Consider the following 26848-nt stretch of genomic DNA (forward strand, 5'->3'; position numbering starts at 1 on the left):
CATGAAAATCTATCTGGCAGGTCCTGACGTGTTCCTGCCGGATGCCGTGGAGATCGGCCGCCGCAAGGCGGAGGTGTGCGCCTATCACGGGCTGACCGGGCTGTATCCGCTCGACAACAGCATCGATCCCACCGCCGCCGGCGCCTCGCTCACCATCTTCAAAAGCAACGAGGCGATGATGGAATCGGCCGACGCCGTCATCGCCAATTTGACGCCGTTTCGCGGCCCCAGTGCCGACGCAGGCACCGTCTACGAACTCGGTTACATGGCGGGACGCGGCAAGCTGTGCCTCGCCTATTCGAACGATCCCACGTCCTACGCCAATCGCGTGGCGCGGCTGCAGCAGGTCGTGCCGGCATCCGACGGACGCCTGATCGACGCGGAGGGGCTGACGGTGGAAGAGTTTGGCTTGCCGGACAATCTGATGATGATGCATGCGCTCGAGTTGCACGGCCGTCCGCTGGTAACACCGAGGGAGCCTGCGGCCGACCTCTGGCACGACCTCACCTCCTTCGAGACCTGCGTGCGGCTCGCCGCCGCGCAGCGCCGACAGGCCGCCAAATGACCAAGCAAGTGACCAGGCCGGGCAACAACGACAACGACGCATCCGCCGGCAGGCGCATCGACGTGTTGCTGGTCGAGCGCGGCCTGTTCGAAAGCCGGGCCCGGGCGCGCGCCGCGATCGACGCCGGCCTCGTCACCGCCGACGGCAAGCCAATCGCGAAGGCATCCGAACTCGTCGCGCCCGGCGCCGCACTCACGGCCGAGCCGGCGCATCCCTACGTCTCGCGCGGCGGCGTCAAGCTCGCCGGCGCACTCGAACACTATCCGATCGAGGTCGAGGGCCATGTCTGCCTCGATGTCGGCGCCTCGACCGGCGGCTTCACCGAAGTGCTGCTCGCCAATGGTGCGAGCCTCGTCTTCGCCATCGATGTGGGCCACGGCCAGCTGCATCCCTCGCTGCAGGGGCATCCGAAGGTCGTCTCCATGGAGGAGACCGACATCAGGAATTTCGAGGGCAAGCGCCTGCCGGCGCGGCCCGACGTCGTCGTGATCGACGTCAGCTTCATCTCGCTGAAGCTGGTGCTGCCGGTGGCGCTGTCGCTGGCGGCGGCGCCGATGCATCTGTTGGCGCTGATCAAGCCGCAATTCGAGGCGGCGCGCAAGCACGCCAAGCGCGGCGTCATCCGCAACGCAATGGTGCACCAGGAGATCTGCGACGATATCGCCGCCTTTGCTGCCTCGCTCGGCTGCACCGACATTCGGGTGTTCCCGTCATCGATTACCGGCGGCGACGGCAATGTCGAATTCTTCCTCGGTGCGCGCCGTGGCTGAGCTTCTCACCATCGACCATGTCGGCCATCGCGGCGACGGTGTCGCGATCGACGGCGTGCAGTCGATCTTCGTGCCCTACACGCTGGCCGGCGAAACGGTCGAGGTCGACGACGTTCCGGGCAATCATCCCGACCGGCGGCGGCTGGTGCGGGTGACGCAGGAAAGCCCTGAGCGGATCACGCCGTTCTGCCCGCATTTCGGCGTCTGCGGCGGCTGCGCGATCCAGCACTGGAATGACGCGCCCTATCGCGCGTGGAAACGCAACATCGTGGTCGAGACGTTGGCACAGGCAAAGGTCGCGGCCGAAGTCGCGCCGTTGCTCGACGCCCATGGCGCCGGCCGCCGCCGCATCACGCTGCACGGACGCCTGGGCACCCATGAGGTGCTCAAGGTCGGCTTCGCTGCGGCCGGTTCGCACGACATCATCCCGGTCGACCGCTGTCCGATCCTCGATCCGGCGCTCGACGGCGCGCTCGAGGCGGCCTGGGCCACAGCCGAGCCGCTGATCTCGACCGGCAAGCCGCTCGACATCCAGGTGACAGCGACCCTCAACGGCCTCGACATCGATGTACGCGGCTCCGGCGCGCTGCCGACCAGCCTGATCACCACCCTGTCGCGGGTCGCCGAGAAGCACCGGCTGGCACGCCTGACGCGGCATGGCGAGCTGGTGCTGCAGCGCAGCTCTCCCGAGATTGCGATCGGACAGGTGAAGGTCGTACTGCCGCCGGGCTCGTTCCTGCAGGCGACCGCCAAGGGCGAGGAGACGCTTGCGGCGCTGGTTCGCGAGCATTGCGGACGCGCCAAGCACATCGCCGATCTGTTTTGCGGCGTCGGCCCGTTTGCGCTCCGCCTCGCCGAGAAGGCGCGGGTCACGGCCTTCGACAGCGACGCCGGCGCGGTCACGGCACTGCAGAAGGCTGCGCAATCGACGCCGGGGCTGAAGCCGCTCAAGGCCGAGGCGCGCGACCTGTTCCGCCGCCCCCTGATGCCGCAGGAATTGCGCGACTACGACGCCGTCGTGTTCGATCCGCCCCGGCAGGGCGCGCAGGCGCTGGTCACCCAGCTTGCGGCGAGCAAGGTGCCGGTGGTCGTCGCGGTGTCCTGCAACGCTGCAACGTTTGCGCGCGACGCAAAAATCCTGATCGATGGCGGCTACAAGATCGCTAGCGTCACCCCGGTCGATCAGTTCCGCCACACGGCGCATGTCGAGCTGGTGGCGCGCTTTGCGCGCTGAGACTTCGCTGTGACTATCGCAGCGCGCGATGTCCTCGCTATAATCCGCATCGCATGTCCGACGATCCGCTGCTCGCGCGCATCATTCCCGTCCTCGCTGGCGTCCCGGGCGTCGCCGCCATCGTGCTCGGCGGCTCGCGGGCGCGCGGCACGGCGCTTGAGGCCTCCGACACCGATCTCGGCCTCTACTATCGGGATAACGCCCCTCCGGATATCGATCGGCTGCGCGCGGTGGTGACCGGCCTGGTCGATGATCCCACCGCTGCCCATGTGACGGCGGTCGGGGAATGGGGTCCGTGGATCGTCGGCGGCGCCTGGCTCGCGATCGGCGGCCGCAAGGTCGACCTGCTTTACCGCAGCATCGACCAGGTCACGACGGTGATCGATGCCTGCCGGAACGGTGAGGTCAGCATGCACTACCAGCCGGGCCATCCGCACGGCTTCTGCTCGGCGATCTGGATGGGCGAGGTGGCGCTGTGCCGTGCCTTGCATGATCCCGACGGCCTCGTCGCGGCGCTGAAGGCAAAGACCGCGCCCTACCCGCCGGCCCTGCGCGATGCGCTGGTGCGGCGCTTTCAATGGGAAATCCTGTTCGCGATCGAGAATGCCGGGCTTGCGCTGCCGCGCGGCGACAGCACGCATATCGCCGGCTGCGCCTATCGCGCGCTGGCGTGTATCGCGCAGGTGCTGTTTGCACTGAACGGGCAGTATCTGATCAACGAAAAGGGCGCGCTGGCGCAGGCGGCGAATTTTCCAGTGACCGTTCGCGGTCTCGCCGGGCGCGTTGCCGAAGTGTGGCGACAGATCGGCGCCGCGGACCACACGGCCGCGATGCAGACGCTCCGCAAGCTCGAGAGCAACGTTCGAGAGATTTGTACTGAAGCCTAACCTGGCGTCTTCGTGGCCGCGGATATGGTGGATTGCGCCTTCGACTACTATTCCACCCTACGAAGCATCGTGGTCGTCCTCACCGCCCCCAGCGATCCTGCCAGATCTTCTCGCCGATCGTGCAACTGACCCGCGGCTCCTTCTCGGCGGTCCGCACGATCGGGCGCTCGGGGGTGCGGCCGGCGACCTCGAGCAGCAGCTTGGTGCGGATCGCTTCCTTGAACTTCTCGCGATCCTTGATCGACACCACGAAGGAGCCGGGCCCGCCGATCACGCAGTCCTCATAATAGTAGTCGAGATTTTCGATATCCATCGTCGAGTAGGACGGCTCCTTCACCATGATCGGCAGGCCGTTGATGACGATGCCCTTGTCGAGCGCCGCATCGCGCGCAGGCGTGATCGGCGTGCCGTTGTTGTTGGGGCCGTCGCCGGAAATATCGATCACGCGGCGCAGGCCGCGATGCGGATTCTCGTCGAACATCGGGATCGCGAAATAGATCGCGCCCGAGATCGAGGTGCGCGAGGCGCGGCGCACCGGCGTCTTCATGATCTCGGCGGAGACCGCATCGGCGGATTCGGGGCCGTCGATCACCCGCCAGGGAATAATGACCTTCTGGTCGTTGGAGGCGGCCCATTCGAAATATGTGATCGAGATCTTGCCGTTCGGGCCGGCCTTCAGCGCCTGCAGGAATTCCTTGGAAACGATCGCCTGCGCATAGCCCTCGCGCTGGATCGCGAGCTCGTCCATGTCCATCGAATAGGAGACGTCGACCGCGATGATCAACTCGATGTCGACGCTCGGCGTGGATTCCTTTTCGGCCAGCCGGCCAGTCTGTGTTCCCGGGCCGGGCGCGGCAACACCGGCCACATCGCCGCTGGCCAACATGCCCGCGACAAGCACCGCTCCGATCGAGACATACCAGCGCATTGCGGCCCTCCCGTCGTGTCCTGTGATGGTGACACGCAAATCAGGCGGCGAAAAGCGCAGATATCATCTGTCCTTCACATTCAAGTTAGAGGCCTGCAAGTTAGAGGCCTGCAAGTTAGACGCTTGCAGGCTGGACATCACTTGCCACGCATGAGGCAACGCGCCGTGCCGTTGCCGCAATGACGCCGTGCAAATCGAACGGTTCCAACACGCGCGGGAAGACGGTATTCTTACGGGCAATCGCGAGGGAGTGCGATGCCCGAGACCGTCGTCAAACCGAAAACCAGGACCAAGACCAAGGTCGAGCGGCCACGCCTGCACAAGGTGATCCTGGTCAACGACGACTACACGCCGCGCGAATTCGTCGTCACCGTGCTGAAGGGTGAATTCCGCATGACCGACGACCAAGCCTACAAGGTGATGCTGACCGCGCACCAGCGCGGCGTCTGCGTGGTCGCGGTGTTTACCAGGGATGTCGCCGAGACCAAGGCGACGCGCGCCACCGACGCCGGCCGCGCCAAGGGTTATCCGCTGCTGTTCACCACCGAGCCCGAGGAATAGCGCCAGCGCCAGATTGCCGCAGGTCTTGCCGCGAATTTTATCGATCGCAGCGACGCCTGCTTTAGGTATCGCATGGCACGAACGCGGCATGACCGTCGCACTGCGCCAACAGCTTTCACTGCGGAAGACCCGCCCGGAAACCTCGTTCGGGCCGTTTCGCCCGCTGCCCGCTCTGCCCTGGCTCGTCATCGCGGCGGCGCTGCGGATCGTCGGCTACGGCAAGCTAGGCCTGATGCTGCCTGCACTGGTGCTGGCCGACGTTTGCGTGCTGCTCGCCTTCTTCGCGACGGCACGGGACTCGATTCAGGCCTCCGGAGGCCGATCATCCCTTGGTGAATTGACGCTGGCCGAGCAGACCAGACTGTCACTGTCGATCCTGTGGCGGATCGCGCTGGTGATGATCGCGGCGGCACTCGGGACCGCCGCGATCGGCTTCACGTCGTTTGCACCGCACCTGATGTGGGGCCTCGACGGCATGGCGTTCGATCAGGGCACCCATCTCGGCCGGTTCTGGAGTGCCTCGATCGCGGCGCTGGTGCTGCTGATCATCGTCAATGCGGAAGGCAATGGCGGTCGCGTCGCGCTGTTTGCCGCCGTCAAGGACCTTGGGCGGCACGCGCTCTGGCTCGGCGCTGCGGTGCTCGTGCTGGGCGCGATCAACGTTGCGCTCGGCTACGGGCAGGGGTTGGTTCGCACCGCGATCTGGCACTTCTGGCAGACCTCGATGGTGGGCCAACCGATCAAGAGCCTGGTCTACGTCGTCTTCATCTTCGGCTTCGCGATGCTGCGGCTGTGGATCACGCTGTCGATCCTGACCTTCGGCCTGAAGCAGTCTTATGCGCGCAGCGGTTAGCTGGCCATCACCGCTCGGCCGGCCGCGCGAGCTGCGCCCGCTGGCTCAGCGCAATGTCGGCGACGACCGCCCCCATCACCAGCGCGCCGCCGATCAGGGCGCGCGACGACGGCACCTCGGCAAACGCCAGCCACACCCAGAACGGCATCAGCGGCGTTTCGAGCGTGGCGATCAGCGAGGCCTGCGCGGACGGCAGCAATCGGGAGCCGACCGTGAACAGGGTGAGGCCGAGACCGACCTGGCACGCGCCGAACATTGCGAGCACGCCGAGATCGGCGCCGGTGACCGCGCCGAGGCCCTGCCCCAACGGCAGGCTGACGGCGCTGCCGAGAAAGTTCGAGAGCGCCGCGGCGGCGATCATCGGCGTACCCTTGTGCCGCCGGATCACCACCGTCATCAGCGAAATCGCCAGCACCATCACGCAGGCAAGGCCGATGCCCCTGTAATCCGCGATGCCGCCGGCGCCGCTGACGGTGATCGCCACACCCGCGAGCGCGACAAGGCTCGCCAGCAATGTGCCGGGCCGCGCCCGCTCACCGAGCCAAAGCCGGGCGATCGCGGCCGCCGCAAACGGCTGCATCGCGATCAGAATGGCGACATTGGCGACGCTGGTCAGTTGCAGCGCCGGAATGAACGTCACCATGCCGAAGGTCGAGAGGCCGGCCACCAGCCATCCGCTCAAAGGCATCACGACGAGATCGCGCGCGCCGCGCCAGCCCTGCGTGGCGACCAGGAACAGCGCAATCGCACCGCCACCGAACAGCCCGCGCCAGAACAGGATGGTCCAGGAATCGAAGTGCAGCAGCCTGGTGAAGAACGGCGCAGTGCTCCAGGCTGCCGCAGCCGCGACGACCAGCGCGATCCCGGTGCGATGTTGCGCGTCCTTGTCGATCACCGCGCGCAGCCGCTAGCCGGCCGCCGCAATCGGCGCCTCGTCGAACAGGCCGTAGACCCGCTCTGCCTTGGCAAATCCCGCGATCGGGAACTCGCCGAGATCGCTCCATCCGCCGTCGTGAATGCCGGCGAAGCGCTCGGAGGCCACGACGGTGCGGCCGAGGCGGCCGGCGATCTTCTCGAGCCGCGCGGCGAGATTGACCGCAGGGCCTATGCAGGTGAAGTCGAGCCGGTTGCCGCCGCCGATATTGCCGTAGAGCACGCGCCCAAGATGCAGCGCGACGCCGAAGCGGAAGCGCTCGACGGCATCGCCATTGGGGAATTGCAGCGCCTCGACCCCGGCGCGGGATGCGCGTGCCGCCTCCAGCACCCGCGAGCACACCTGCACTTCGTCGCCGAGATACTCGTCGACCGGGAACACCGCGAGCAGGCCGTCGCCCATGAATTTGAGCACCTCGCCGCCATGGTCGCGGATCGCGGTAACCTGGCAATCGAAGTAGAGGTTCAGGATCTCCACGACAGTCTCGGCCGGCAAGCGGTCGGACAGCGCGGTGAAACCGCGCAGGTCGGACAGCCAGATCGCGGCATCCATCGTATCGGCGCTACCGCGCCTGATCTGCCCGCCCAGGATGCGCTCGCCGGCACGGTTGCCGACGTAAGTGTCGAGCAGCAGCGTTGCGGTCCGGCGCAGCGTGATGATCTCGATGTAGCGCGCCAGCGGGACAGTGATCGAGCGGATCGCGTCGAGCTGTTCCTCGGTGAAGCCGCCCGGCTGCCTGGTGGTCCAGCTCGAGGCATTGGCGAAGCCGTCGGTATAGACCAGCGGCACGGCGATGTAGTCGGTGACGCCCTCGGCCTGCAAATCTACGACGATCGGAAAGCGCTTGCTGGCCGGATCGTCGAGCCGCGCGCGCACTTCAACGCCCTGCTTGAAGACGATCGACAGCGGGCTGACGGCAAATTCCGGGGTGTCCAGAATGTTGTGATCGACGGTGCCGGTTTCGACCTCGGCGCCGAGCTTCCAGAAGAAATGGCGGCCGTAGATCTCGGGGTGCAGCGTGCGCACGAAGACGCCGACGCGCCATAGCGGCAGCCCGGCCCGGACCAGGCGTTCGCAGCATTCCGCCATCATCTGCGGCGGGGTCGGCGCCGATCGCGCGCCGCCGATCATCCATTCGATGATGTCCCGAAGCTCCGACGCGTTCATGGCATTCCCCAGGCGAGCACCCGATCCGGTGATCTGCACTATACAGGGGATCAGCGCCCGGTCTGCCCGCGGTCGCGCAGAAAATGATCGGCCAGCACGCAAGCCATCATGGCCTCCCCCACCGGCACCGCGCGGATGCCGACGCAGGGGTCGTGACGGCCCTTGGTCAGGATGTCGGTATCGGCGCCCTTGCGGTCCACGGTCCGGCGCGTGGTCAGGATCGAGGACGTCGGCTTGACCGCAAAGCGCACCACCACCGGCTGGCCGGTCGAGATGCCGCCGAGCACGCCGCCGGCATGGTTGGACAGGAAACGCGTTCCGTTGTTGCCGGTCCGCATCTCGTCGGCGTTCTCCTCGCCGGTGAGTTCGGCTGCGCCGAAGCCGGCACCGATCTCGACGCCCTTGACGGCGTTGATGCTCATCATCGCCGCAGCGAGATCGCTGTCGAGCTTGGCGTAGATCGGCGCGCCGAGCCCGGGCGGCACGCCCTCGGCGACGACCTCGATGACGGCGCCGATCGAGGAGCCGCTCTTCCTGATGCCGTCGAGATAGCTTTCGAAGAACGCCGCCTTGTCCTTGTCGGGGCAGAAGAACGGGTTGTTGGCGATCTCGTCCCAGTCCCACTTCTCGCGGTCGATCTTGTGCGGCCCCATCTGCACCAGCGCGCCGCGCACCTTCACCTCGGGCAGGACTTTTCGCGCGATCGCGCCGGCCGCGACGCGGGTTGCGGTCTCGCGCGCAGAGGAACGCCCGCCGCCGCGGTAGTCGCGCAGGCCGTATTTCGCCTCATAGGTGAAGTCGGCATGGCCGGGGCGGAACTTGTCCTTGATCTCGGAATAATCCTTCGAGCGCTGGTCGGTGTTCTCGATCAACAGCGCGATCGGCGTCCCGGTCGTGACCTGCACGCCGCTCTCCGGATGCGTCATCACACCGGACAGGATCTTCACCGCATCCGGCTCCTGGCGCTGGGTGGTGAAGCGCGACTGGCCGGGCCGGCGGCGGTCGAGGTCGTGCTGGATCTCCTCCACCGTCAGAGGGATCATCGGCGGACAGCCGTCCACCACACAGCCGATCGCGACCCCGTGGCTCTCGCCGAAGGTCGTGACGCGGAACATATGGCCGAAAGTATTGAAAGACATGGCGTGTCGTAACGCGCAGGGTCGGCAGCGTCAAACGGGTTTGATAACCCCAGGGACGCGGCCGACCGGGCCCTCTTAACTATATTTCCGCAGGCCCGCTGCGCCGAACACGTAGACCGCCCCCTGCTCGATGGTGAGGTCGGCGGCCGAGACCGGGGTCTCGAAGCCGAGCGCCACCATCAGCGCCCGCGCCGTGCCGCCATGTGCGATGGCGACCGTGTCCGACGTCACCGCGCGGTACCACTCGGTCATCCGCGCCTGCACGTCGACATAGCTCTCGCCGCCCTCCGGCGACACCGTCCACTTCTCGGCAAGGCGGCGGGCATAGACGACGGGGTCGGCGGCCTGCGCCTCCGCCAGCGTCGAGCCTTCCCACGTCCCGTAGGCGATCTCGCGCAGCCGCGCGTCGAGGGCGTAGTCACCCGGCGGCAGGCCAAGCTCGGTGCGCACCAGTTCCATGGTCGCGCGCGCCCGGAGCAGCGGGCTTGCGACAAACGGCAGCGTCGTCTTGTCACGGCCGTCGCGCGCCAACAGATCGGCGAGGATGCGGCCGGCATGGGCCGCCTGGGCGCGGCCGCGCTCGTTGAGAGCAATATCCTGCACGCCCTGAAGCCGGCCTTCGGCGTTCCATGAGGTCTCGCCGTGGCGGATGTAGTAGATCGTTGGCACAGGCATTCGCTTCGAATTTTTCTGGCCCGGAGGTACACCAGCACTTTGGCTGGCGACAAGCCCAAATCGGCCGCAGCCGAGGCGCTATGCGCGCAGGTCGGCGTAAACCGGAATAGCCACGCCGTTAGGGTGTTATGTTGAGCAAGGCGGCTATCGCCGCAACCATCGAAGACCGGGATGCATGACCGCGTTTCGTCAAAGTGTCGAGGCCATGATTCCAGCGCTCCGCCGCTATGCGCGCGCGCTGGTGCGTGACACGGATATCGCCGATGATTTGGTGCAGGACACGCTGGTGCGCGCGCTGCGCTCGGAGCGGCTGTTTCTCGGCGGCGACGTCAGGAGCTGGCTGTACACGATCCTGACCAATCTGAACAAGAACCGCAGGCGCTCTCTGGCGCGGCGACCGGCCTTCATGCCGTTGCTCGACAACAATGCCGACGCCAGCGGCACCGAGGCGGAGGGACGCGACATCGAGCGCGCGCTGTCGACGCTGGTCGAGGAGCAGCGTTCGGTGCTGCTGCTCGTGATGCTGGAGGGCATGAGCTACCGGGAGGTCGCCGACATCCAGGGCTTGCCGATCGGTACGGTGATGTCCCGCCTCGCCCGCGCGCGCGCCCATGTGCGGGCCTCGATCGAGGGCCAGCGCCCAACGCTGAGGCGGGTGAAGTGATAATGTGCGCGATGACAGGCGTTACGCATGCACGTTTTTCGAACAAGATTTGGCAGAGACCATTGATATGACCGACCCGAATATCCCCGTCACCGAAGACGAGCTGCATGCTTACGTCGACAACGAGCTGCCGGCCGAACGCCGCGGCGATGTCGAGGCGTGGCTCGCCGCGCATCCTGACGACGCGGCGCGGGTGCAGTCATGGCGCGCGATGGCCGAGACGCTGCATGCGCGCTACGACGCCGTGCTGGACGAGGCGGTGCCGAAGCGGCTCGAACTCGAGCGGCTGGTGCGCCAGCCGCGCCGCTGGGTCTATGGCGCGGTGGCGGCGACGCTGATGGCCTTCATCGCCGGCGGCGGCGTCGGCTGGATCGCGCGCGGCGCCGCGGCGACGCCGTCGGCCTTCCAGAGCTTCACGCTCGATGCGCTGGATGCGCACCGGCTCTACGTGGTCGAAGTCCGTCATCCCGTCGAGGTGCCCGGCAGCGAGCGCGATCATCTGCAGCAATGGCTGACCAAGCGCTGCGGCTGGGACGTCCGCGCGCCCGACCTCACCGGGCTGAAGCTGGTCGGCGGCCGCCTGCTGCCGGGGCCGAGCGGGCCGGCGTCGTTCCTGATGTATGAGAGCACGTCCGGCGAGCGCTTCACGGTCTACACCGCCAAGGCGAAAACCGAGGCGACCCAGATGCGCTATGCCGTCCAGGGCAGCGACGGCGCGCTGTTCTGGGCCGATCGCGGCGTCGCCTATGTCGTCAGCGGCGGCACCGACCGCACGCGCCTGACCCAGGTCGCGCAGGCCGTCTACGATCAGATGGAGAAGAACGGCGGCTGATCTCCCGTAGATTTACGGGGCGATCAGCCGCCGCCAATGTGCCGTTTCGAGCAAGTGAATCCAGCCTCACTCGGCGTCCCAATTCCGACATTGAAAATTTCGATTCGCGTCATGGACGCGTCTCATTGTCGTACCGGATGCTCACGCGAAGATGATCTGCGCCCGATCCGCCGATCGGCGCACGCGGCCTCGATTGGGGTTTTGTGTACCGCGCTGGTCCCCCTCTCGAGGCCGCACTCTTTTTCCGCAGTCCGATCTGCACGCCGCAGATTGAGACCTCGGACGGCCGGTCATCCATTGACGCCCTCGCAACGGCTGCGTCTACCCCGATAGAGTCCGGGGTAGCGCAGTTTCGCGTCTCTTGCGTCTTTTGGGGCGCGCCCTCGGCGGTCAGCCGAGATCGCTGCGCGGATTGTAGGGATTTCGCTCCCGCCACGTCTGCATCAATGCCTCAAGCTCGGCATCGTTCCCGTCGGGAAGGATGATGCGGGTCGTGACATAGAGGTCGCCGACGGCGCCCGCCTTCGACAGCCCCTTGCCCTTGAGGCGGAAGGTACGGCCGCTCGAGGTGTTCTTCGGGATCGACAATTCGACCGCGCTGCCGAGCGTCGGCACCCGGACCTTGCCGCCCAGCACCGCCTCGTAGAGGGTAATGGGCAGATCGATCCGGAGATCGTTGCCGTCGACCTTGAAGAACGGATGCGGCGCGATCGAGATCGTGATCAGGAGGTCACCGGGCGGGTGGCCTTGCGCGGTGTCGCCCTGCCCCTTCAGGCGGATCTGTTGGCCCGCGGTGACGCCGGGCGGAATCTTGACGTTGAGCTCACGGCCGGTCGGCAGGCGGACGCGCTTGTCGCCGCCCCTGATCGATTCCTCCAGCGACACCGTCATGGCGACCGAAAGATCGAGGTCGACGCCGACCCCGCCGCCTTCGAATTCAAACGGGCTGGCCCGCCCCCCACGCGCGCCACCGCCGCCACGCGCGGCGTTGCCGAACATGCTGTTGAGGATGTCCTCGAAGCTGCCGCCGCCCATGCCGCCGGGGCCAGGGCCGCTGCGGAAGCTGTACTCGAAGCCGCCGGGACCGGCACGGCCGCTGGCGCCGCCGCCGGGGAATCCCTGGAAGCGCGGCTTGCCATCGGCATCGATCTCGCCGCGGTCGAACTGCTTGCGCTTGTCCTCGTCGCCGATGATCTCGTTGGCCGTGTTGATCTCCGCAAAGCGGGCGGCCGCCTTCGGATCGTTCTTGTTGTTATCAGGGTGATGCTTCTTGGCGAGCTTGCGATAGGCGCTCTTGATCGTCGCAGCGCTGGCGCTCCGCTGCACCCCCAAGACCTCATAGGGGTCGCGCATCCGTCACGTCTCCTTCACGGGAAAATCAGTCCTGGGAACCCATCGGGCCCACTTTCCCTTTATGTGGGGACTCAGTGGCATTTTTGCAACTAGCTTGACGCCGGCATCGGCCGGGACTTTCAGGACTTGCTCTCAGGACTTGCTCCAAGGCCTCAGGCTATGAATTTGCCACCGGCCTTGTCCAGACTTACAGGCGGCGCCCTGCAGCCAAGTCTCGGTGGCTCCATTAACATAGCTGGCGAGAAAATCCCGGCACGTCTTGCCGTCCTCGCCCGAATAGGCCTGGGCCAGCGGCGTCACCGAGCCGCGCGCGCCGGTCTGGGGATTTTCCCAGGGCTGGCTGGAATCCTTGTCGCCCCTGGTCAGCACGTCGGAGGCGGCGTTGCGGGCAAAGGCGAGATCGCTATCGGTCGGCATCACTGCGCTGACCTGGGTCGGGTTGATCGAGCCCGTCACATCCTTGTCGTCCATCCTGGCGAAAGCATCGGTGCGCGACAGGCTGCAGCCGCTCGCACCGACGCCGATCAGGATCAAGGTCACCACCGCGCCCGCGGGGTGGATCGCCGATAGGCCAACGCGCCCCCATGCCCTATATAGGGCTAGAAACGCGCTCTCGGACGCGGGCGAATGCAAATCGGGACTCCTGACATGACCGACACGACCTCCATCAAACACCCGACACCGTTAACATCGGGTGATTTCACCGCGGCGGAGGAGCCGTTCGCCCTGTTCGGCGAATGGTTTGCGGAAGCGGTCAAGTCCGAGCCGAACGATCCGAACGCGATGGCGCTCGCAACCGTCGATGCCGACGGGCTGCCCGACGTGCGGATGGTGCTGATGAAGGGCTTCGATGCCGACGGCTTCGTGTTCTACAGCCACATTGCCAGCGCCAAGGGCCGCGAATTGGCCGCAAACCCCAAGGCCGCTTTACTGTTTCACTGGAAATCGCTGCGCCGTCAGGTGCGCATCCGCGGGGCGGTGACGCCGGTGACGGACGCCGAAGCCGACGCCTATTTCGCCACGCGGCCGAAGCAGGCGCAGATCGGCGCCTGGGCCAGCAAGCAATCGCAGCCGCTGGAGAGCCGCTTCGCCTTCGAGCAGGCGATCGCCAAGGCCGGCGCGAAATACGTCATCGGCGAGGTGCCGCGTCCGCCGGGCTGGAGCGGCTGGCGGATCACGCCGCAGCGCTTCGAGTTCTGGCACGACCGCCCGTATCGCCTGCACGACCGCATCGAATTCCGCCGCGACGGCGCCGGCAGCGCGTGGTCGAAGGTGCGGCTCTATCCGTGACGACGACAGCTTAAAAGACGCCAACCTGAAAGACACCATGTCCCCTCCTTCCAACGCGCCGCGCCGTACCCTGCTCCTGACCGGTGCCAGCCGCGGCATCGGTCACGCCACCGCGATCCGATTTGCTTCCGCCGGCTGGCGCGTCATCACCTGTTCGCGGCATGCATTTCCGGAAGTCTGCCCCTGGGGCGCTGGACCGGAAGATCACATCGAGGTCGATTTCGGCGACCATGACGACACGGTTCGCGCGATCAGCGAGATCCGCAAACGGTTGGTGAACGACGAGTTGCACGCGCTGGTCAACAATGCCGCGATCTCGCCGAAGGGGACGGGCGGCGCGCGGCTCGGGACCATGGACACCGATATCGAGACCTGGCTGCACGTGTTCCGCGTCAACTTCTTCGCGCCCATCATGCTGGCCCGCGGGCTGATCGACGAGCTCAGGCACGCCAAGGGCGCGGTGGTGAATGTCACCTCGATCGCCGGCTCGCGCGTGCATCCGTTCGCCGGCGTTGCCTATGCGACCTCGAAAGCCGCGCTGGCGTCACTGACGCGGGAAATGGCATCCGACTTCGGCCGCGTCGGCGTGCGCGTCAATTCGATCGCACCGGGCGAGATCGATACTTCGATCCTGTCGCCGGGCACCGAGAGGATCGTCGACCAGCAAATCCCGATGCATCGCCTCGGCACTCCGGACGAGGTCGCCAAGATCATCTACGTGCTGTGCACGGAAACCAGCTCCTACGTGAACGGCGCCGAGATCCACATCAACGGTGGCCAGCACGTCTGAGCTGTGGCTTGGATGTTAGTTCGGGGAAGGAAGCGAGAGGTTCGAGGCGATCCCGGCCGCCGCCGCGGCCGTCAGGGATTGCTTCGATTGCAGGCGTAACGACGCAGACGAGGCTTCTGCCTCCAAAAGGCCTCAGCCTCTAGTCCGCATAAAACCGGCGAGACTTCTTCTCAATCGGCTGCAGCGCGATGTCGTTCAACGCGCTGGAGCAATCGTCTTCGTCCTCGCCATCAAGCAACGCAGCGCCACAGTAGCGGCAAAGTCTCGGCGAGATCGCCTGCACCTTGCCTGCTGCGCGGTCGTGTTGATAGCGCGCAAAGTCGATGACGTTACGCCGTGGCGTTATGATCTTCTCAACCATTGCTGTCCTCCGGCTTCGAGGCGGGCGTTATCGCAGACAAGTTTCGCCCAAACGTTCAGCGCAACGCTCAAATTTTAGCAGAGGAAATAAGGCAGAAAGCGCGTCCCAAAACGCGACGTGTGGAACCGGCGCTATAGCCACTTTTTCCACTTGAAGATCCAGTACGGCACGATCGCTGCGATCAGCATCAGCACCAGCGCGAACGGATAGCCGTGCGTCCATTCGAGTTCCGGCATGATCTTGAAATTCATGCCGTAGACCGAGGCAATCAGCGTCGGCGGCATCAGCACCACCGCCATCACCGAGAACAGCTTGATGATGTTGTTCTGTTCCAGATTGACCACGCCGAGCATGGCGTCGAGCACGAAGGTGATCTTGTTGGAGAGATAGGAAGCGTGGTCGGTCAGTGAGGCCACGTCACGCTGCATGGTCTTGAGCTGCTCGCGCATGTCCTTGGACCATTTCACCCCTTCCACGATCGCCGAAAGGAACGTGACGAGGCGGCCGATCGAGACCAGGCTTTCGCGGACCTTCGAGGTCAGGTCGCCCTTGCGGCCGATCGCGATCAGGATCTGCGAATATCGCTTGGCGTGACCGTGGCGCTCGGCCTCCGGCTCGAAGATCTCGTGGGAGACCTGGTCGATGTCGGCCCCGCAGCGCTCCAGAATGTCCGCGCAGCGGTCGATCACCGCATCCAGCAGTTCCATCAGCACCTGCTCGCCGGTGATGCCGGGGGAACAGGCCCGGGCCAGCTTGTTCTCGACCAGCGCGAACGGCTTCGGCAGGTCGTAGCGCACCGTGACCAGCCGATGGCCGGTCAGGATGAAGGTGACCGCCGTGGTGCGCGGCATATCGGTGTCGGATTGGCACATCAGCGTCGCGGTCATGTAGCGGGCGCTGTTCTCGATATAGAGCCGGCTGGAGATCTCGATCTCCTGCATGTCTTCCCGGGTCGGAACCGCGATGCCCGCAAGCTTCTCGACGGCACGATCCTCCTCGACGGTCGGGTTCACCAGGTCGACCCAGACCGCACCCTCCGGCAGCGCGCCGAGGTCGGTGGCGGCGGCCCTCTTCAGGGAAAAATCGGAGGGAACGAACACCGACAGCATCACGGACTCCACGAAACAGGGCTGGCAAGACCCGTCGATCTAGCGTGATTCTGGCTGGCGCTTCATGACTGGGCGATTAACCGGACATCCACCTTTGTGGCCGCCAGGCGGCGGGAATGTGACGTTGAAGCAGCTTCGATTGAACAACCGTTGCCTGTTTGCACAAGAACTGGCCCCACACCAGAAGACTTGCGGCAAAAAAGCCACAGGGGACGTCCCGCGATGCGGGAAAGGCATCTAAACTCTGGGAATAATGGCACGTTTCGGCAATAATGCCCTTCATGGAATCGTGGCGTTTGAGGCGTAATGTTGGCGCTTTCGGGCGCGGATTTTCGATTGGAATGTAATCATGTCGTCGTTCAAAGTTACCTTCGGGATCCTGGCCGCGGGCCTGATGTTGTCGGGCTGCATGCAGGCCACGACCTATGAGGCAACCAACACGGCCGCCTTCAAGCCACGTGACAAGGAACTCCTGGCCAAGACCACCTACGTCAAGACGCCGGTGGCTGAACCGTTCCGCCGCGCCATCGTCGAGTACCACCGCAAGGAAGCCCCCGGCTCGATCGTGGTCGATTCCGACAACCATTACCTCTATTACGTGCTGAACGACGGCAAGGCGATCCGCTACGGCATCACCGTCGGCGAAGAAGCCATGGCCTGGTCCGGCATCGCCAAGGTCGGCAGCATGACCGAATGGCCGGCCTGGCACCCCACCCCCGGCGAAATCTCGCGCCTCGGCGTCCCGACCTTCGTGGCACCGGGCCCGGACAATCCGATGGGCTCGCGCGCGATGTATCTCTACTCGGGCGGCAAGGACACCCTGTTCCGCATCCACGGCACCAACCAGCCGGAATACATCGGCTCGTCGATCTCCTCGGGCTGCATCCGCATGACCAACGAGGACGTCATCGACCTCTACAACCGCGTCAAGCTCGGCACCATCGTCGTGGTGCTGGAGCCGAAGCACGGCGACTCGCCCTACAAGCCGCAGATGGCGCTGCAGGGCGCCGGCGGCACGACCTACTGATCCCAATCACGTCGCAGTCGCGATCAAAGGCGCCGGCTATGCCGGCGCTTTTTTGTTGGCTGCGGCTTGGTCTCGGCAGCGCCGTCGGGCGCGGCCGCATCATCTGATTTCGCCGCATCCGGCGCATCGGCCTTGCCGCGGTCGGCTTCGGATCGGTCCGGCTTGGATGCGTCCGATTTGGCGGCGACCTCGCGCGGCGGCGCCTCTTCGGGGCGCTCGGCCGGCAACAGCGGCGCGACACGCGGCAGCGGATCGTAAACGTTCCACTGGCAGATCCGGTAATTGTTGCGGCGCTCCGTCAGGTCGAGATGGATGTGGTCCTCGTGGTACCAGTCCGAGCCCGGACCGAGCACGGTGGAGAAGCGGCCGCAGACCGAATGCAGCACGGTCTCGCGCAGATCGCGCGGCACGCTGCGGTCGGTCAGCGAGATCGACTTGCCGTTGGCGAGACCGAAGGCGCGCACGTCGAGCGCATTGGCGCGGCCATGTTCGGAGAGCTGCGCGCCGGCGACGCGATTGCGGCCGCGGCACTCGAACGAGTCGAAATTGTCGAGATTGCTGATCCCGCCCCCGAGGCTCTGCGCCAGCGGCGCGATATCGGTGCGGACCCAGTCCGCAACCGCACTTGCCATCTTGCAGCGGAGGATCGCCGCGGGCTTGACCGCGACCTCGCGCTTGTCCGGCAGCACGATGGCCTCGAGCCGCACCAGATCCTCGCCGCCGCAGCCGCCGGCGCCGTGGATATCCGGAATGCTCGGCGCGATCGCGATTTCCTCGGTGAGGGCCTGCCGGCAGGCCGAAAGCTGCGGCTTGGGCTGCTCGGCCGGCTTGGCTGCTTCGGTTGGCTTGGCCGTCTCGCCGGGACCGGCAGCCTCGGCAGGCGCGGCCTGTGGCGGTGCCGCAGCCGCCGGCGGCTCGGGCTCCGCAGCCGCAGGCGCGTCAGCTGCTGCCGGCGCCTCCGCGGGGCGTGGCTTCGGCAGCGGCACCGCTGAGCGGCGGACCGCCTTGTGCGCCCTGTGCGGCCGGGTGCCGAACAGCTCGTCCAAGGGAAAGCCAGGCGCGCCGCGGGCGGCCTGCGCGGATCCCGCTTGCATGCCAAGGCACAACAGCGCGGCGGCAGCGGTAACCATTGCCGCGCCCCCGCGACGAAACGCGCCATCAGGCCATTTTCGGCTTGCTTTCTCCGCGCTACAGTTCATGTCAGTTCCATGATTTTACTGCCGGCCGTCCAAGATGCCGGCAGATCATGCGTGAGGATCGAGGAGGGATTTGCGTATGCTTGGCTTGATGCAAGACTGGCCTTTGCTGTGCCACAAGATTATTGAGCACGCCGCCAAATATCACGGCACGCAGGAAGTCGTGACCCGGTCGGTCGAAGGCCCCATTCATCGCACCACCTACGCCCAAATCCACGCCCGCGCGCTGAAGGTCTCGCAGAGCCTGGAACGCGACGGCATCAAGCTCGGCGACCGCGTCGCCACCATCGCCTGGAACACCTGGCGCCACCTCGAGGTCTGGTACGGCATCATGGGGATCGGCGCGATCTGCCATACGATCAATCCACGCCTGTTTCCGGAACAGATCGCCTGGATCGTCAACCACGCCCAGGACCGCATCGTCATCACCGACCTCACCTTCGTTCCGGTGCTGGAGAAGATCGCCAGCCAGCTGCCGAGCGTCGAGCGCTACGTGGTGCTGACCGACAAGGCGCACATGCCGCAGACCACGCTGAAGAACGCGGTCGCCTACGAGGACTGGATCGCGGCATCCGACGGCAAGTTCGCGTGGAAGAGCTTCGACGAGAACACCGCCGCGGCGATGTGCTACACCTCCGGCACGACGGGCGATCCCAAGGGTGTCCTCTATTCGCACCGGTCCAACGTGTTGCACGCGCTGATGGCCAACTCGAAGGACGCGCTCGGCACCTCCGCGTCGGACACAATGCTTCCGGTCGTCCCCTTGTTCCATGCCAACAGCTGGGGCATCGCCTTCTCCGCGCCATCGATGGGCACCAAGCTGGTGATGCCAGGCCCGAAGCTCGACGGTGCCTCGGTGTACGAACTGCTGTCGACCGAGAAGGTCACCCATACCGCGGGTGTCCCGACGGTGTGGCTGATGCTGCTGCAATACATGGCCGCCAACAATCTCAAGCTGCCGGATCTGCAGATGGTGATCTGCGGCGGCTCGGCGATGCCGCGCTCGATGATCAAGGCGTTCCTCGACATGGGCAGCCAGGTGCGCCACGCCTGGGGCATGACCGAGATGAGCCCGCTCGGCACGCTGGCAACGCTGAAGCCGCCATTCAACACGCGCACCGGCGAGGAGCGGCTCGACATCCTGCAGACCCAGGGATATCCGCCATTCGGCGTCGAGATGAAGATCACCGACGACGCCGGCAAGGAGCTGCCGTGGGACGGCAAGACCTTCGGCCGTCTCAAGGTCTCCGGCCCCGCGATCGCGAAAGCCTACTTCCGGATTGATGCCAACATCCTCGACGACGCAGGCTTCTTCGACACCGGCGACGTCTCGACGATGGATGAGCACGGCTACATGCGGATCACCGACCGCTCCAAGGACGTGATCAAGTCCGGCGGCGAATGGATTTCCTCGATCGATCTCGAGAACCTCGCGGTCGGCCACCCGGCGGTCGCGGAGGCGGCCGTGATCGGCGTCCATCACCCCAAATGGGATGAGCGGCCGCTGCTGATCGTGCAGCTCAAGCAGGGCGAGACCGCCACGCGCGAGGACATCCTGAAGTTCATGGACGGCAAGATCGCCAAATGGTGGATGCCCGACGACGTCGTCTTCGTCGACGGCATTCCCCACACCGCGACCGGCAAGATCCTGAAGACCGCGCTGCGCGACCAGTTCAAGGATTACGCCTTCCCGACCGCCGCGGCTTGACGCTTCACGCTCCCCTGGAGGGGGAGGGTCGGCTCACAGCGAGCAAAGCGAGATGTGAGGCGGGGTGGGTGATCTCTCCACTCGGGCAGCGCCCGATTTGAGAGACCTTCACCCCACCTCGGTTCGCATTTCATGCGAACCGATCCTCCCCCTCCAGGGTAGGATAAGAATGTCCCAAATCCCTTGAATTCGCCGCAGGTCCGTGGTCTCACACGACTGATCGCGGCGGCCGAGGTCGCCCAACGACATCTCAACCGGCAGATTTTTCGACCATGGCGCGCAGGTTTTCCGCTCCCTACCAGCAGGAGCCCGTGTCCGGTCTCGCCACCTGGTCGCGCAACCTCGCCATCTTCTCCGTCGTCGCGGTGCTGGTCTCGATCATCATCGTCCGGTTCGGGTTCCTGGAGGTCAAGCCTGCGCTGGCGACCTTCTTCGGTGCGCTTGGCCTGGCCAGCCTGTCGATCCTGCTCGGGCTGGCCGCCTTCGCCGCGATCTGGCAAAACGGCACCCGCGGCATGGGCCGGATCCTGCTCGCGCTCCTGATCGACGCCGCGATCCTCGCCTACCCGGCCTATCTGACCTATCAGTACCGCAAGCTGCCACGGATCTACGACGTCACCACCGACGCGATCGACCCGCCGAAATTCGAGGCGCTGGCGCGGCTGCGCACCGGCGAAGGCACCAACCCGGCTGCCTATGCCGGCCTCTATTCGGCCGAGAAGCAGCGCGCCGCCTATCCCGATATCGAAACCGTCGAACTGGAAACCCCGGTCGACCGTGCCTATGAGATGACCTTGCGACTGGTGAACCGCCGCAAATGGCTCGTCATCGACGCACGCGCGCCGCAGCCGCCGCGCCGGATCGGCCGCATCGAGGCGGTGGCGCGCACGCCGATCATGGGTTTCCGCGAGGACGTCTCGATCCGGGTCACGCCCGACGAAGAGGACTCGCGCGTCGATATCCGCTCCGCCTCGCGCTATTTCGACGCCGATCTCGGCAGCAACGCCGCGCGGGTCAAGAAGCTGATCGAGGACCTCAACACCGCCGCCGACAACGAAAACGCCAAGCCGGCGAAGAAGGCAGCCCCGGTCGCGCCGAAGGCGCCGCCGGCGAAGACCGTGAAGAAATAATCTCCCCCCATCATTCCGGGGCGCGCGCAGCGCGAGCCCGCAATCCATCGGACCGCAGCCTCCGCGCTGAAATGGATTCCGGGTTCTCGCGGAGCCTGTCATCGGGCCGCGCTTCGTGCGGACCCGTTGGCGAGCCCCGGAATGACGAACTAAGCCATCCGGTACGTGCCGCCGATCACCGGATCGCCATCCGTCGCCACGATGCCGCGCGCGACCAGATCCTCCAGATGCGCCAGCACCGAATAGCCGGCGGCATTGGCGAGGCGCGGGTCGAGCCCGATATAGATCGCCCGCACCATGGTCGGGATGTCGGCCTCGCCCTTGCCGAGGCGATGCAGGATCGACGCCTCGCGCGCCCGGCGATGCCGCGCCAGGAAACGGACATAGCGCGGGCCTTCCGGAATCTCCGGGCCGTGGCCGGAGAAATAGAGCTGCTCGGGGCGCTGTCCCAGTTGCTCGAGCGAGGCCATGTAGTCGATCATCGAACCGTCCGGCGGCGCCACGATCGAGGTCGACCAGCCCATCACATGGTCGCCGACGAAATTGATGCTGCGCTCGGCCCAGGCAAACGCCAGGTGATTGGCGGTGTGACCGGGGGTGGCAACCGCCTCGAGCGCGAAGCCACTGCCCTCGATCACGTCGCCGTGCTTGACCTCGATGTCGGGCCGGAAATCGCGGTCGGCGCCGGATTCCGGATTGTGCCTCTCGCTCTCGAAGCGCGGGCGCGAGGCGCGGTGCGGCCCTTCGGCATAGACAGGCGCGCCGGTCGCAGCCTTGATCCGCGGCGTGTTCGGCGAATGATCGCGATGGGTATGGGTGACCAGGATATGCGTCACGGTCTCGCCCTTGACCGCATCGAGCAGCGCCTTCGCATGCGCCTCATCGTCGGGACCGGGATCGATGATCGCGACCTTGCCCTGTCCCACGATGTAGCTGACCGTGCCGGTGAAGGTGAACGGGCTCGGATTGTTGCAGAGGACACGGCGTACGCCGGGCCGGACCTGCTCGACCACGCCGGGCTTCAGCGGAAAATCGCGGTTGAACGGGATGTCGTCGTTGTCGGCCATGGGATCCGATTCCTTGTGAGCCGTCATCCCCGGATGAGCGCTTCGCGCTCACTCGGGAGGTGCGAGCGCTTGCGAGCCTCGAAGGATGTCGGGCACCACCTCTCGTCATCCTTCGAGGCGCGCCAAGGGGCGCGCACCTCAGGATGACGCCTGCGGGACCTTACGAGAACGCCTGGATGCCGGTGATCGCGCGGCCGAGGATCAGCGCGTGGACGTCGTGCGTGCCCTCATAGGTGTTGACAGTCTCGAGGTTCGCGGCGTGACGCATCACGTGATACTCGATCTGGATGCCGTTGCCGCCGTGCATGTCGCGCGCCATGCGAGCGATGTCGAGCGACTTGCCGCAATTGTTGCGCTTGACGATCGAGATCATCTCGGGCGCCATCTTGCCCTCGTCCATCAGGCGGCCGACCCGCAGGCTCGCCTGCAGGCCGAGCGCGATCTCGGTCTCCATGTCGGCGAGCTTCTTCTGCACCAGCTGGGTGGCGGCGAGCGGCCGGCCGAACTGCTTGCGGTCGAGCGTGTATTGGCGCGCGCGGTGCATGCAGTCCTCGGCGGCGCCAAGCGCGCCCCAGGAGATGCCGTAGCGGGCGCGGTTGAGGCAGCCGAACGGGCCCTTGAGGCCGGAGACGTTGGGCAGCAGTGCGCTTTCCGGCACCACGACGTTGTCGAGCACGATCTCGCCGGTGATCGAGGCGCGCAGCGAGAGCTTGCCGCCGACTTTCGGCGCCGACAGGCCCTTCATGCCCTTCTCCAGGATGAAGCCGCGGATCTGGTTGTCATGCGCGGCCGACTTGGCCCACACCACGAATACGTCGGCGATCGGCGCATTCGAGATCCACATCTTGGCGCCGTTCAGCTTGTAGCCGTCGGCCACCTTCTCGGCGCGGGTCTTCATGCCGCCGGGGTCGGAACCGGCGTCCGGCTCGGTCAGGCCGAAGCAGCCGACCCATTCGCCGGTCGCGAGCTTGGGGAGATATTTCTTGCGCTGGTTCTCGTCGCCATAGGCGTAGATCGGATACATCACCAGCGACGACTGCACCGAGTTCATCGAGCGATAGCCGCTATCGACGCGCTCGATCTCGCGCGCCACCAGGCCATAGGCCACGTAGCTCGCATTGGCGCAGCCATATTCCTCCGGCAGCGTCACGCCGATCAGGCCGAGCTCGCCCATCTCGTTGAATATCTCGCGATCGGTCTTCTCTTCCAGATAGGCCTTGGTGACCCGCGGCAGCAGCTTGTCCTGCGCATAGGCCCGCGCGGTGTCGCGGATCAGGCGCTCGTCTTCGGTGAGCTGGTCGTCGAGCAGGAACGGATCATCCCACTGGAAGCTGGCGGCAGCCGGCTTGTCCTTGGCCTGGGGGCGCACGCTCATGAAACATCCTTTCGCATCGTCTCTCGGAAATTGGCGGATAAATTAAAGCGCTATGCTGCCAAGCGCAATTGAATTGGGCGTATGTCGCGCCCGGGGCGATGCGCACGCATCGCGCCCGGAATGACCCGCGTCAGCACTCCAGCCGCTCGTTCGACACGATCTCGATGCCGAAACCGGACAAACCCTTGTAGTCGTGCACCGAAGAGGTCAGGTGGCGGATCGAGGTGATGCCGAGATCGCGCAGGATCTGTGCGCCAACGCCGACCTCGCGCCACTGCTTGTTGCGATCGGCCTCCGCCGATTTCTGCTCGCTCACCGGCTGGACCGGAACTCCGGCGGCACCATCCCGCAGATAGACCAGCACGCCGCGGCCGGCAGCCTTGAAGTGCCGCAACACGGCTTCCATCCGCGCCGGCCCTGTGAAGAGGTCCGTCACGATATTGGGCTTGTGCAGCCGGGTCAGCACGTCCCGGCCATCGCCGACGCCGTTATAGACGAAGGCCGCGTGCATGATCTCGTCGAACGGCGAGCGATAGGCATAGCCCTGCAGCGGGCCGATCGGGCTTTCGGTGGTGAAGGTCGCGACCCGCTCGATCAGCTTCTCGCGCGCCTGGCGATAGGCGATCATGTCCGCGATCGTGACATGCTTGAGTTTGTGGGCGGCGGCGAATTTCGCGACCTGCTCGCCCTTCATCACGGTTCCATCGTCGTTCATCAGCTCGCTGATGACGCCGACCGGCGGCAAGCCGGAGAGCCGGCACAGATCGACCGCGGCCTCGGTGTGGCCGGAGCGCAGCAGCACGCCGCCGTCGCGCGCGATCAGCGGGAAGATGTGGCCGGGGCGCGCGAAATCGTTGGCGCCGGCATTGGGATTGGCGAGCGCGCGGCAGCAGGAGGCGCGTTCATCGGCGGAGATGCCGGTGCCGCCATCGGGCTTGTAGTCGATCGAGACGGTGAAAGCCGTGGTGTGGTTGGACTCATTATGCGCCACCATCGGGTCGAGCCGCAGCCGGCGGGCGTCCTCGGTGGTGATCGGCGCGCACACGATGCCGGAGGTGTGGCGGATGATGAAGGCCATCTTTTCCACCGTGCAGAACGACGCCGCGACGATCAAATCGCCCTCGCCTTCCCGATCGTCATCGTCGGTGACGACGACGAGTTCACCCTTCGCAAAGGCTTGCAGCACTTCCTGGATCGTATCGGCCATTGTCCTGACATCTCGCTTTATGCAGGCAGTGGATTAGCCGGGTTCCGATGTCAGCGCCAGTATCATTATGCAACCCGCCATGCGTCCGGCAGGCATACCAAGACGCTCCGGCTCTCCCAAAGGGAGAGGTCGGATTGCATCGCCGGATGCAATCCGGGTGAGGGGCTGCCGCCCTCGTGAGAGCTGAGCCCCCCTCACCCGCGCTTTCAGCGCGACCGCTCCCCGATGGGAAGAGGTCAGGGAAACCTCGCTTACGGCAGCACCTCGCGCCGGTCGCTGAGCTGGGCGTCCAACTCGGCGCGCTTGTCGTCGAGCAGGCCGGCGTCGGCCGCCTCGATCACCGAATAGAGCTCGCCGGCGTCGCTGAGCCGGGTCACCGTCACGTAGTCGGCGCCGGCCTTGTAGAGATCGTCGACACCGGTCAGGAGATCGGCGGTAGCAACAACCTTCGCGGTCGGATTCAGGGCGCGGACGTGGCGTACCAGCTTCTCATTGTCGGCACCGACCAAGAGGAAATCCGGCACGCTCAGGATGATGATCTCGGCCTTGCCGATGCCGGCGTGAACCAGCGTATCGACATTGCTGATGTCGCCATAGATTACGTGCATGCCGCGGTCGGTCAGCGTGCGGAACACCAGCGGGTTGAAGTCGATGACGCTGATCTGCTCGAGCAGCGACTGGTTCTGCCGCTCGATCTGGCTGATCAGCGCGCTCGCGGCACGGAAGAAGCCGAGGATCACGATGCGCCGGATTTCGCCATGTCCACCCTCTTGCCCACCCTCTTGGCCGCCCTCCTGCCCGGCCTCGCCGCCGCCCTCGCGTCGATGGTCGAGATCACGCAGCCCGATCCGCTTCAACGGAGCGATCAGGCCGCGCACGATCTGATCGCTGCGGGCCATCGCGAAGGTCGAGAGCACCGCCAGCACCACGAAGGCGAACGAGGCCGCATTCGCGGTTTCGGTCCCGATATGGTTGGCGGCAACGCCGGTCTGGATCACCACCAGCGAGAACTCAGAAATCTGCGCCAGATTGATCGCCGGCAGCAGGCTGGCGCGCAGGCCCTGCTTCATCAGATAGAGCGGCGTAAACGTCGTGACCAGGCGGCTCGCCACCGTGAATGCCGCGATCACCAGCGCAAGCCAGATCACCTGTAAGCCCGGGATCGGGATCGTCATGCCGAGCGCCACGAAGAACAGCGTGATGAAGAAATCCCTGAGCGTCGTGACCTTGGCGGTGACGTCGAGCGCGTAGGGAAAGGTCGAGATCGAGACGCCGGCGACCAGCGAGCCCATCTCGCGCGACAGGTGCAGCCGCTCGGCGATCTCGCCGATCAGGAAGCACCAGGCGAGCGCGCCGAGCAGCACCAGTTCGGGCCGGCGCGCGATCTGGTGGAACAGCCGCGGCAGCACGTAGCGGCTCAGCACCAGCGCGGTCGCGACCAGCACCGCGACGCGGGCGATCGACAGCAGCACGACGCTGATCTGCAGATTGTCCAGGCTCGGCTGCACGGCCAGGAACAGGATCGCGAAGATGTCCTGCAGCACCAGCACGCCGAGCGTGATGCGGCCCGGCAGCGTGTCCAGCTCGCGCTTCTCATAGAGCACCTTGACGATGATGACGGTCGAGGACAGCGCGCAGGCGACGCAGAGATAGATCGCATCGAACTTGCCGCCGCCGATCGCAAGCCCGATCCCGGCAAAGAACGCCACACCGATCAGGCAGCCTCCGATCAGCTCGCCGGCGCCGGCGAACAGGATGACCTTGCCGGCACGGACGATCTTCTTGAGGTCGATTTCCAGCCCGATCATGAACAGCATGAAGATCAGGCCGAGCTCGGAGATGACGCTGATCGATTCCTGGGACTTGACCCAGCCCATGCCGAATGGACCAATGAAAAAGCCGGCGATAAGGTACGCCAGTATCAGCGGTTGCCGGGAGAAATGGGCAAGCAGCCCAATCCCCCAGGCAAACAGGATACAGAGCGTGATATCGCGAATGAGTTCATGCATGCGTCAAAGACTTCCTG

At 65.6% G+C, this 26848-nt stretch carries 27 protein-coding genes; 13 read left to right on the plus strand and 14 right to left on the minus strand.

The genetic code is table 11. The features are described 5' to 3' along the window. Position 1: 1 nt before the first annotated feature. The 4 genes from ACVW1C_RS08840 to ACVW1C_RS08855 are packed head-to-tail and all read left to right on the plus strand — an operon-like array spanning position 2 to position 3456. The gene (locus ACVW1C_RS08840; RefSeq protein WP_456758090.1) at positions 2-565 is read left to right on the plus strand and encodes a nucleoside 2-deoxyribosyltransferase; all 564 of its coding nucleotides are present in this window, start codon (positions 2-4) and stop codon (positions 563-565) included. Beyond that, positions 562-1335 carry a TlyA family RNA methyltransferase gene (locus tag ACVW1C_RS08845; protein ID WP_456758091.1) on the plus strand — a complete coding sequence of 258 codons (774 nt, stop codon included), beginning with the start codon at positions 562-564 and terminating at the stop codon, positions 1333-1335. Before ACVW1C_RS08840 ends, ACVW1C_RS08845 begins: the two co-directional genes overlap by 4 nt. Next, positions 1328-2569 (plus strand): class I SAM-dependent RNA methyltransferase, encoded by a 1242-nt coding sequence (locus ACVW1C_RS08850; protein ID WP_456763025.1) that lies wholly within the window; start codon positions 1328-1330, stop codon positions 2567-2569. Before ACVW1C_RS08845 ends, ACVW1C_RS08850 begins: the two co-directional genes overlap by 8 nt. Before the next feature lie 53 nt (positions 2570-2622). Further along, positions 2623-3456, plus strand: coding sequence for a nucleotidyltransferase domain-containing protein (locus tag ACVW1C_RS08855; RefSeq protein WP_456758092.1), 834 nt, complete (start codon positions 2623-2625; stop codon positions 3454-3456). Positions 3457-3535: 79 nt separating this feature from the next. On the opposite strand, the gene ACVW1C_RS08860 is transcribed toward ACVW1C_RS08855, so the two are convergent. Further along, positions 3536-4384 carry a DUF1194 domain-containing protein gene (locus ACVW1C_RS08860; RefSeq protein WP_173641407.1) on the minus strand — a complete coding sequence of 283 codons (849 nt, stop codon included), beginning with the start codon at positions 4382-4384 and terminating at the stop codon, positions 3536-3538. Positions 4385-4639: 255 nt separating this feature from the next. Here ACVW1C_RS08860 and clpS point away from each other — a divergent pair, with 255 nt between their 5' ends. Next, entirely contained in the window at positions 4640-4945 is a 306-nt protein-coding gene (gene clpS, locus ACVW1C_RS08865; RefSeq protein WP_456758093.1) for an ATP-dependent Clp protease adapter ClpS, read from the plus strand. A gap of 88 nt (positions 4946-5033) precedes the next feature. Beyond that, on the plus strand, positions 5034-5798 hold the full coding sequence (locus tag ACVW1C_RS08870; RefSeq protein ID WP_456758094.1) for a hypothetical protein: 765 nt from the start codon (positions 5034-5036) through the stop codon (positions 5796-5798). A gap of 7 nt (positions 5799-5805) precedes the next feature. On the opposite strand, the gene ACVW1C_RS08875 is transcribed toward ACVW1C_RS08870, so the two are convergent. The 4 genes from ACVW1C_RS08875 to ACVW1C_RS08890 form a co-directional block, all read right to left on the minus strand. Next, on the minus strand, positions 5806-6693 hold the full coding sequence (locus ACVW1C_RS08875) for a DMT family transporter (protein ID WP_456758095.1): 888 nt from the start codon (positions 6691-6693) through the stop codon (positions 5806-5808). Positions 6694-6705: 12 nt separating this feature from the next. Further along, positions 6706-7899 carry an adenylate/guanylate cyclase domain-containing protein gene (locus ACVW1C_RS08880; protein WP_456758096.1) on the minus strand — a complete coding sequence of 398 codons (1194 nt, stop codon included), beginning with the start codon at positions 7897-7899 and terminating at the stop codon, positions 6706-6708. A gap of 50 nt (positions 7900-7949) precedes the next feature. Further along, a complete protein-coding gene (aroC, locus tag ACVW1C_RS08885) occupies positions 7950-9038 on the minus strand; it encodes a chorismate synthase (protein ID WP_456758097.1) in 1089 nt (362 codons plus the stop codon). Between the two features lie 75 nt (positions 9039-9113). Beyond that, the gene (locus tag ACVW1C_RS08890; RefSeq protein ID WP_456758098.1) at positions 9114-9713 is read right to left on the minus strand and encodes a histidine phosphatase family protein; all 600 of its coding nucleotides are present in this window, start codon (positions 9711-9713) and stop codon (positions 9114-9116) included. Positions 9714-9888: 175 nt separating this feature from the next. Here ACVW1C_RS08890 and ACVW1C_RS08895 point away from each other — a divergent pair, with 175 nt between their 5' ends. Beyond that, complete coding sequence (locus ACVW1C_RS08895) at positions 9889-10377, plus strand: sigma-70 family RNA polymerase sigma factor (RefSeq protein WP_456758099.1); 489 nt, start codon at positions 9889-9891, stop codon at positions 10375-10377. A gap of 67 nt (positions 10378-10444) precedes the next feature. Beyond that, positions 10445-11209 carry an anti-sigma factor family protein gene (locus tag ACVW1C_RS08900; RefSeq protein ID WP_176532930.1) on the plus strand — a complete coding sequence of 255 codons (765 nt, stop codon included), beginning with the start codon at positions 10445-10447 and terminating at the stop codon, positions 11207-11209. A gap of 390 nt (positions 11210-11599) precedes the next feature. On the opposite strand, the gene ACVW1C_RS08905 is transcribed toward ACVW1C_RS08900, so the two are convergent. Continuing rightward, positions 11600-12562 (minus strand): DnaJ C-terminal domain-containing protein, encoded by a 963-nt coding sequence (locus ACVW1C_RS08905; protein WP_456758100.1) that lies wholly within the window; start codon positions 12560-12562, stop codon positions 11600-11602. 132 nt (positions 12563-12694) lie between these two features. Then, positions 12695-13102 carry an RT0821/Lpp0805 family surface protein gene (locus ACVW1C_RS08910; RefSeq protein WP_456758101.1) on the minus strand — a complete coding sequence of 136 codons (408 nt, stop codon included), beginning with the start codon at positions 13100-13102 and terminating at the stop codon, positions 12695-12697. A gap of 108 nt (positions 13103-13210) precedes the next feature. On the opposite strand from ACVW1C_RS08910, the gene pdxH reads away from it, so the two are divergent. Both pdxH and ACVW1C_RS08920 read left to right on the plus strand, forming a co-directional pair. Continuing rightward, positions 13211-13852 (plus strand): pyridoxamine 5'-phosphate oxidase, encoded by a 642-nt coding sequence (gene pdxH / locus ACVW1C_RS08915; protein WP_456758102.1) that lies wholly within the window; start codon positions 13211-13213, stop codon positions 13850-13852. Between the two features lie 37 nt (positions 13853-13889). Then, entirely contained in the window at positions 13890-14642 is a 753-nt protein-coding gene (locus ACVW1C_RS08920; RefSeq protein ID WP_456758103.1) for an SDR family NAD(P)-dependent oxidoreductase, read from the plus strand. A gap of 139 nt (positions 14643-14781) precedes the next feature. Here the strand turns inward: ACVW1C_RS08920 and ACVW1C_RS08925 are convergent, their stop codons facing one another. Together ACVW1C_RS08925 and ACVW1C_RS08930 are read right to left on the minus strand one after the other, a co-directional pair. Continuing rightward, positions 14782-15003 (minus strand): hypothetical protein, encoded by a 222-nt coding sequence (locus ACVW1C_RS08925; protein WP_456758104.1) that lies wholly within the window; start codon positions 15001-15003, stop codon positions 14782-14784. Positions 15004-15134: 131 nt separating this feature from the next. Next, on the minus strand, positions 15135-16112 hold the full coding sequence (locus ACVW1C_RS08930; protein WP_456758105.1) for a magnesium transporter CorA family protein: 978 nt from the start codon (positions 16110-16112) through the stop codon (positions 15135-15137). Between the two features lie 349 nt (positions 16113-16461). On the opposite strand from ACVW1C_RS08930, the gene ACVW1C_RS08935 reads away from it, so the two are divergent. Then, on the plus strand, positions 16462-17139 hold the full coding sequence (locus tag ACVW1C_RS08935; protein WP_173641394.1) for a L,D-transpeptidase: 678 nt from the start codon (positions 16462-16464) through the stop codon (positions 17137-17139). A gap of 23 nt (positions 17140-17162) precedes the next feature. On the opposite strand, the gene ACVW1C_RS08940 is transcribed toward ACVW1C_RS08935, so the two are convergent. Next, on the minus strand, positions 17163-18338 hold the full coding sequence (locus ACVW1C_RS08940; protein ID WP_456758106.1) for an extensin family protein: 1176 nt from the start codon (positions 18336-18338) through the stop codon (positions 17163-17165). A 76-nt stretch (positions 18339-18414) separates the two neighbouring features. On the opposite strand from ACVW1C_RS08940, the gene ACVW1C_RS08945 reads away from it, so the two are divergent. Further along, entirely contained in the window at positions 18415-20043 is a 1629-nt protein-coding gene (locus tag ACVW1C_RS08945) for a fatty-acid--CoA ligase (protein WP_456758107.1), read from the plus strand. A 272-nt stretch (positions 20044-20315) separates the two neighbouring features. Beyond that, on the plus strand, positions 20316-21173 hold the full coding sequence (locus tag ACVW1C_RS08950; protein WP_456758108.1) for a DUF1499 domain-containing protein: 858 nt from the start codon (positions 20316-20318) through the stop codon (positions 21171-21173). A gap of 149 nt (positions 21174-21322) precedes the next feature. On the opposite strand, the gene ACVW1C_RS08955 is transcribed toward ACVW1C_RS08950, so the two are convergent. The 4 genes from ACVW1C_RS08955 to ACVW1C_RS08970 all read right to left on the minus strand — a co-directional run bounded on the left by ACVW1C_RS08955 (position 21323) and on the right by ACVW1C_RS08970 (position 26831). Beyond that, positions 21323-22240 carry an MBL fold metallo-hydrolase gene (locus ACVW1C_RS08955; protein WP_456758109.1) on the minus strand — a complete coding sequence of 306 codons (918 nt, stop codon included), beginning with the start codon at positions 22238-22240 and terminating at the stop codon, positions 21323-21325. A 160-nt stretch (positions 22241-22400) separates the two neighbouring features. Further along, positions 22401-23615 (minus strand): acyl-CoA dehydrogenase, encoded by a 1215-nt coding sequence (locus ACVW1C_RS08960; RefSeq protein WP_028334515.1) that lies wholly within the window; start codon positions 23613-23615, stop codon positions 22401-22403. 130 nt (positions 23616-23745) lie between these two features. Beyond that, positions 23746-24822: a 3,4-dihydroxy-2-butanone-4-phosphate synthase gene (ribB, locus tag ACVW1C_RS08965; protein WP_456758110.1), complete on the minus strand. Its 1077-nt coding sequence runs from the start codon at positions 24820-24822 to the stop codon at positions 23746-23748. A gap of 251 nt (positions 24823-25073) precedes the next feature. Continuing rightward, a complete protein-coding gene (locus tag ACVW1C_RS08970) occupies positions 25074-26831 on the minus strand; it encodes a cation:proton antiporter domain-containing protein (RefSeq protein WP_456758111.1) in 1758 nt (585 codons plus the stop codon). Positions 26832-26848 lie beyond the last annotated feature (17 nt).

It is taken from the genome of Bradyrhizobium sp. USDA 4011 (assembly GCF_054063415.1).

Coding starts and splice junctions, on each gene's coding strand:
- ACVW1C_RS08840 (WP_456758090.1), top strand. CDS start 2: ATGAAAATCTATCTGGCAGGTCCTGACGTGTTCCTGCCGGATGCCGTG.
- ACVW1C_RS08845 (WP_456758091.1), top strand. CDS start 562: ATGACCAAGCAAGTGACCAGGCCGGGCAACAACGACAACGACGCATCC.
- ACVW1C_RS08855 (WP_456758092.1), top strand. CDS start 2,623: ATGTCCGACGATCCGCTGCTCGCGCGCATCATTCCCGTCCTCGCTGGC.
- ACVW1C_RS08860 (WP_173641407.1), bottom strand. CDS start 4,384: ATGCGCTGGTATGTCTCGATCGGAGCGGTGCTTGTCGCGGGCATGTTG.
- clpS (WP_456758093.1), top strand. CDS start 4,640: ATGCCCGAGACCGTCGTCAAACCGAAAACCAGGACCAAGACCAAGGTC.
- ACVW1C_RS08870 (WP_456758094.1), top strand. CDS start 5,034: ATGACCGTCGCACTGCGCCAACAGCTTTCACTGCGGAAGACCCGCCCG.
- ACVW1C_RS08880 (WP_456758096.1), bottom strand. CDS start 7,899: ATGAACGCGTCGGAGCTTCGGGACATCATCGAATGGATGATCGGCGGC.
- aroC (WP_456758097.1), bottom strand. CDS start 9,038: ATGTCTTTCAATACTTTCGGCCATATGTTCCGCGTCACGACCTTCGGC.
- ACVW1C_RS08890 (WP_456758098.1), bottom strand. CDS start 9,713: ATGCCTGTGCCAACGATCTACTACATCCGCCACGGCGAGACCTCATGG.
- ACVW1C_RS08895 (WP_456758099.1), top strand. CDS start 9,889: ATGACCGCGTTTCGTCAAAGTGTCGAGGCCATGATTCCAGCGCTCCGC.
- ACVW1C_RS08900 (WP_176532930.1), top strand. CDS start 10,445: ATGACCGACCCGAATATCCCCGTCACCGAAGACGAGCTGCATGCTTAC.
- ACVW1C_RS08905 (WP_456758100.1), bottom strand. CDS start 12,562: ATGCGCGACCCCTATGAGGTCTTGGGGGTGCAGCGGAGCGCCAGCGCT.
- pdxH (WP_456758102.1), top strand. CDS start 13,211: ATGACCGACACGACCTCCATCAAACACCCGACACCGTTAACATCGGGT.
- ACVW1C_RS08920 (WP_456758103.1), top strand. CDS start 13,890: ATGTCCCCTCCTTCCAACGCGCCGCGCCGTACCCTGCTCCTGACCGGT.
- ACVW1C_RS08925 (WP_456758104.1), bottom strand. CDS start 15,003: ATGGTTGAGAAGATCATAACGCCACGGCGTAACGTCATCGACTTTGCG.
- ACVW1C_RS08930 (WP_456758105.1), bottom strand. CDS start 16,112: ATGCTGTCGGTGTTCGTTCCCTCCGATTTTTCCCTGAAGAGGGCCGCC.
- ACVW1C_RS08935 (WP_173641394.1), top strand. CDS start 16,462: ATGTCGTCGTTCAAAGTTACCTTCGGGATCCTGGCCGCGGGCCTGATG.
- ACVW1C_RS08940 (WP_456758106.1), bottom strand. CDS start 18,338: ATGAACTGTAGCGCGGAGAAAGCAAGCCGAAAATGGCCTGATGGCGCG.
- ACVW1C_RS08945 (WP_456758107.1), top strand. CDS start 18,415: ATGCTTGGCTTGATGCAAGACTGGCCTTTGCTGTGCCACAAGATTATT.
- ACVW1C_RS08950 (WP_456758108.1), top strand. CDS start 20,316: ATGGCGCGCAGGTTTTCCGCTCCCTACCAGCAGGAGCCCGTGTCCGGT.
- ACVW1C_RS08955 (WP_456758109.1), bottom strand. CDS start 22,240: ATGGCCGACAACGACGACATCCCGTTCAACCGCGATTTTCCGCTGAAG.
- ACVW1C_RS08960 (WP_028334515.1), bottom strand. CDS start 23,615: ATGAGCGTGCGCCCCCAGGCCAAGGACAAGCCGGCTGCCGCCAGCTTC.
- ribB (WP_456758110.1), bottom strand. CDS start 24,822: ATGGCCGATACGATCCAGGAAGTGCTGCAAGCCTTTGCGAAGGGTGAA.
- ACVW1C_RS08970 (WP_456758111.1), bottom strand. CDS start 26,831: ATGCATGAACTCATTCGCGATATCACGCTCTGTATCCTGTTTGCCTGG.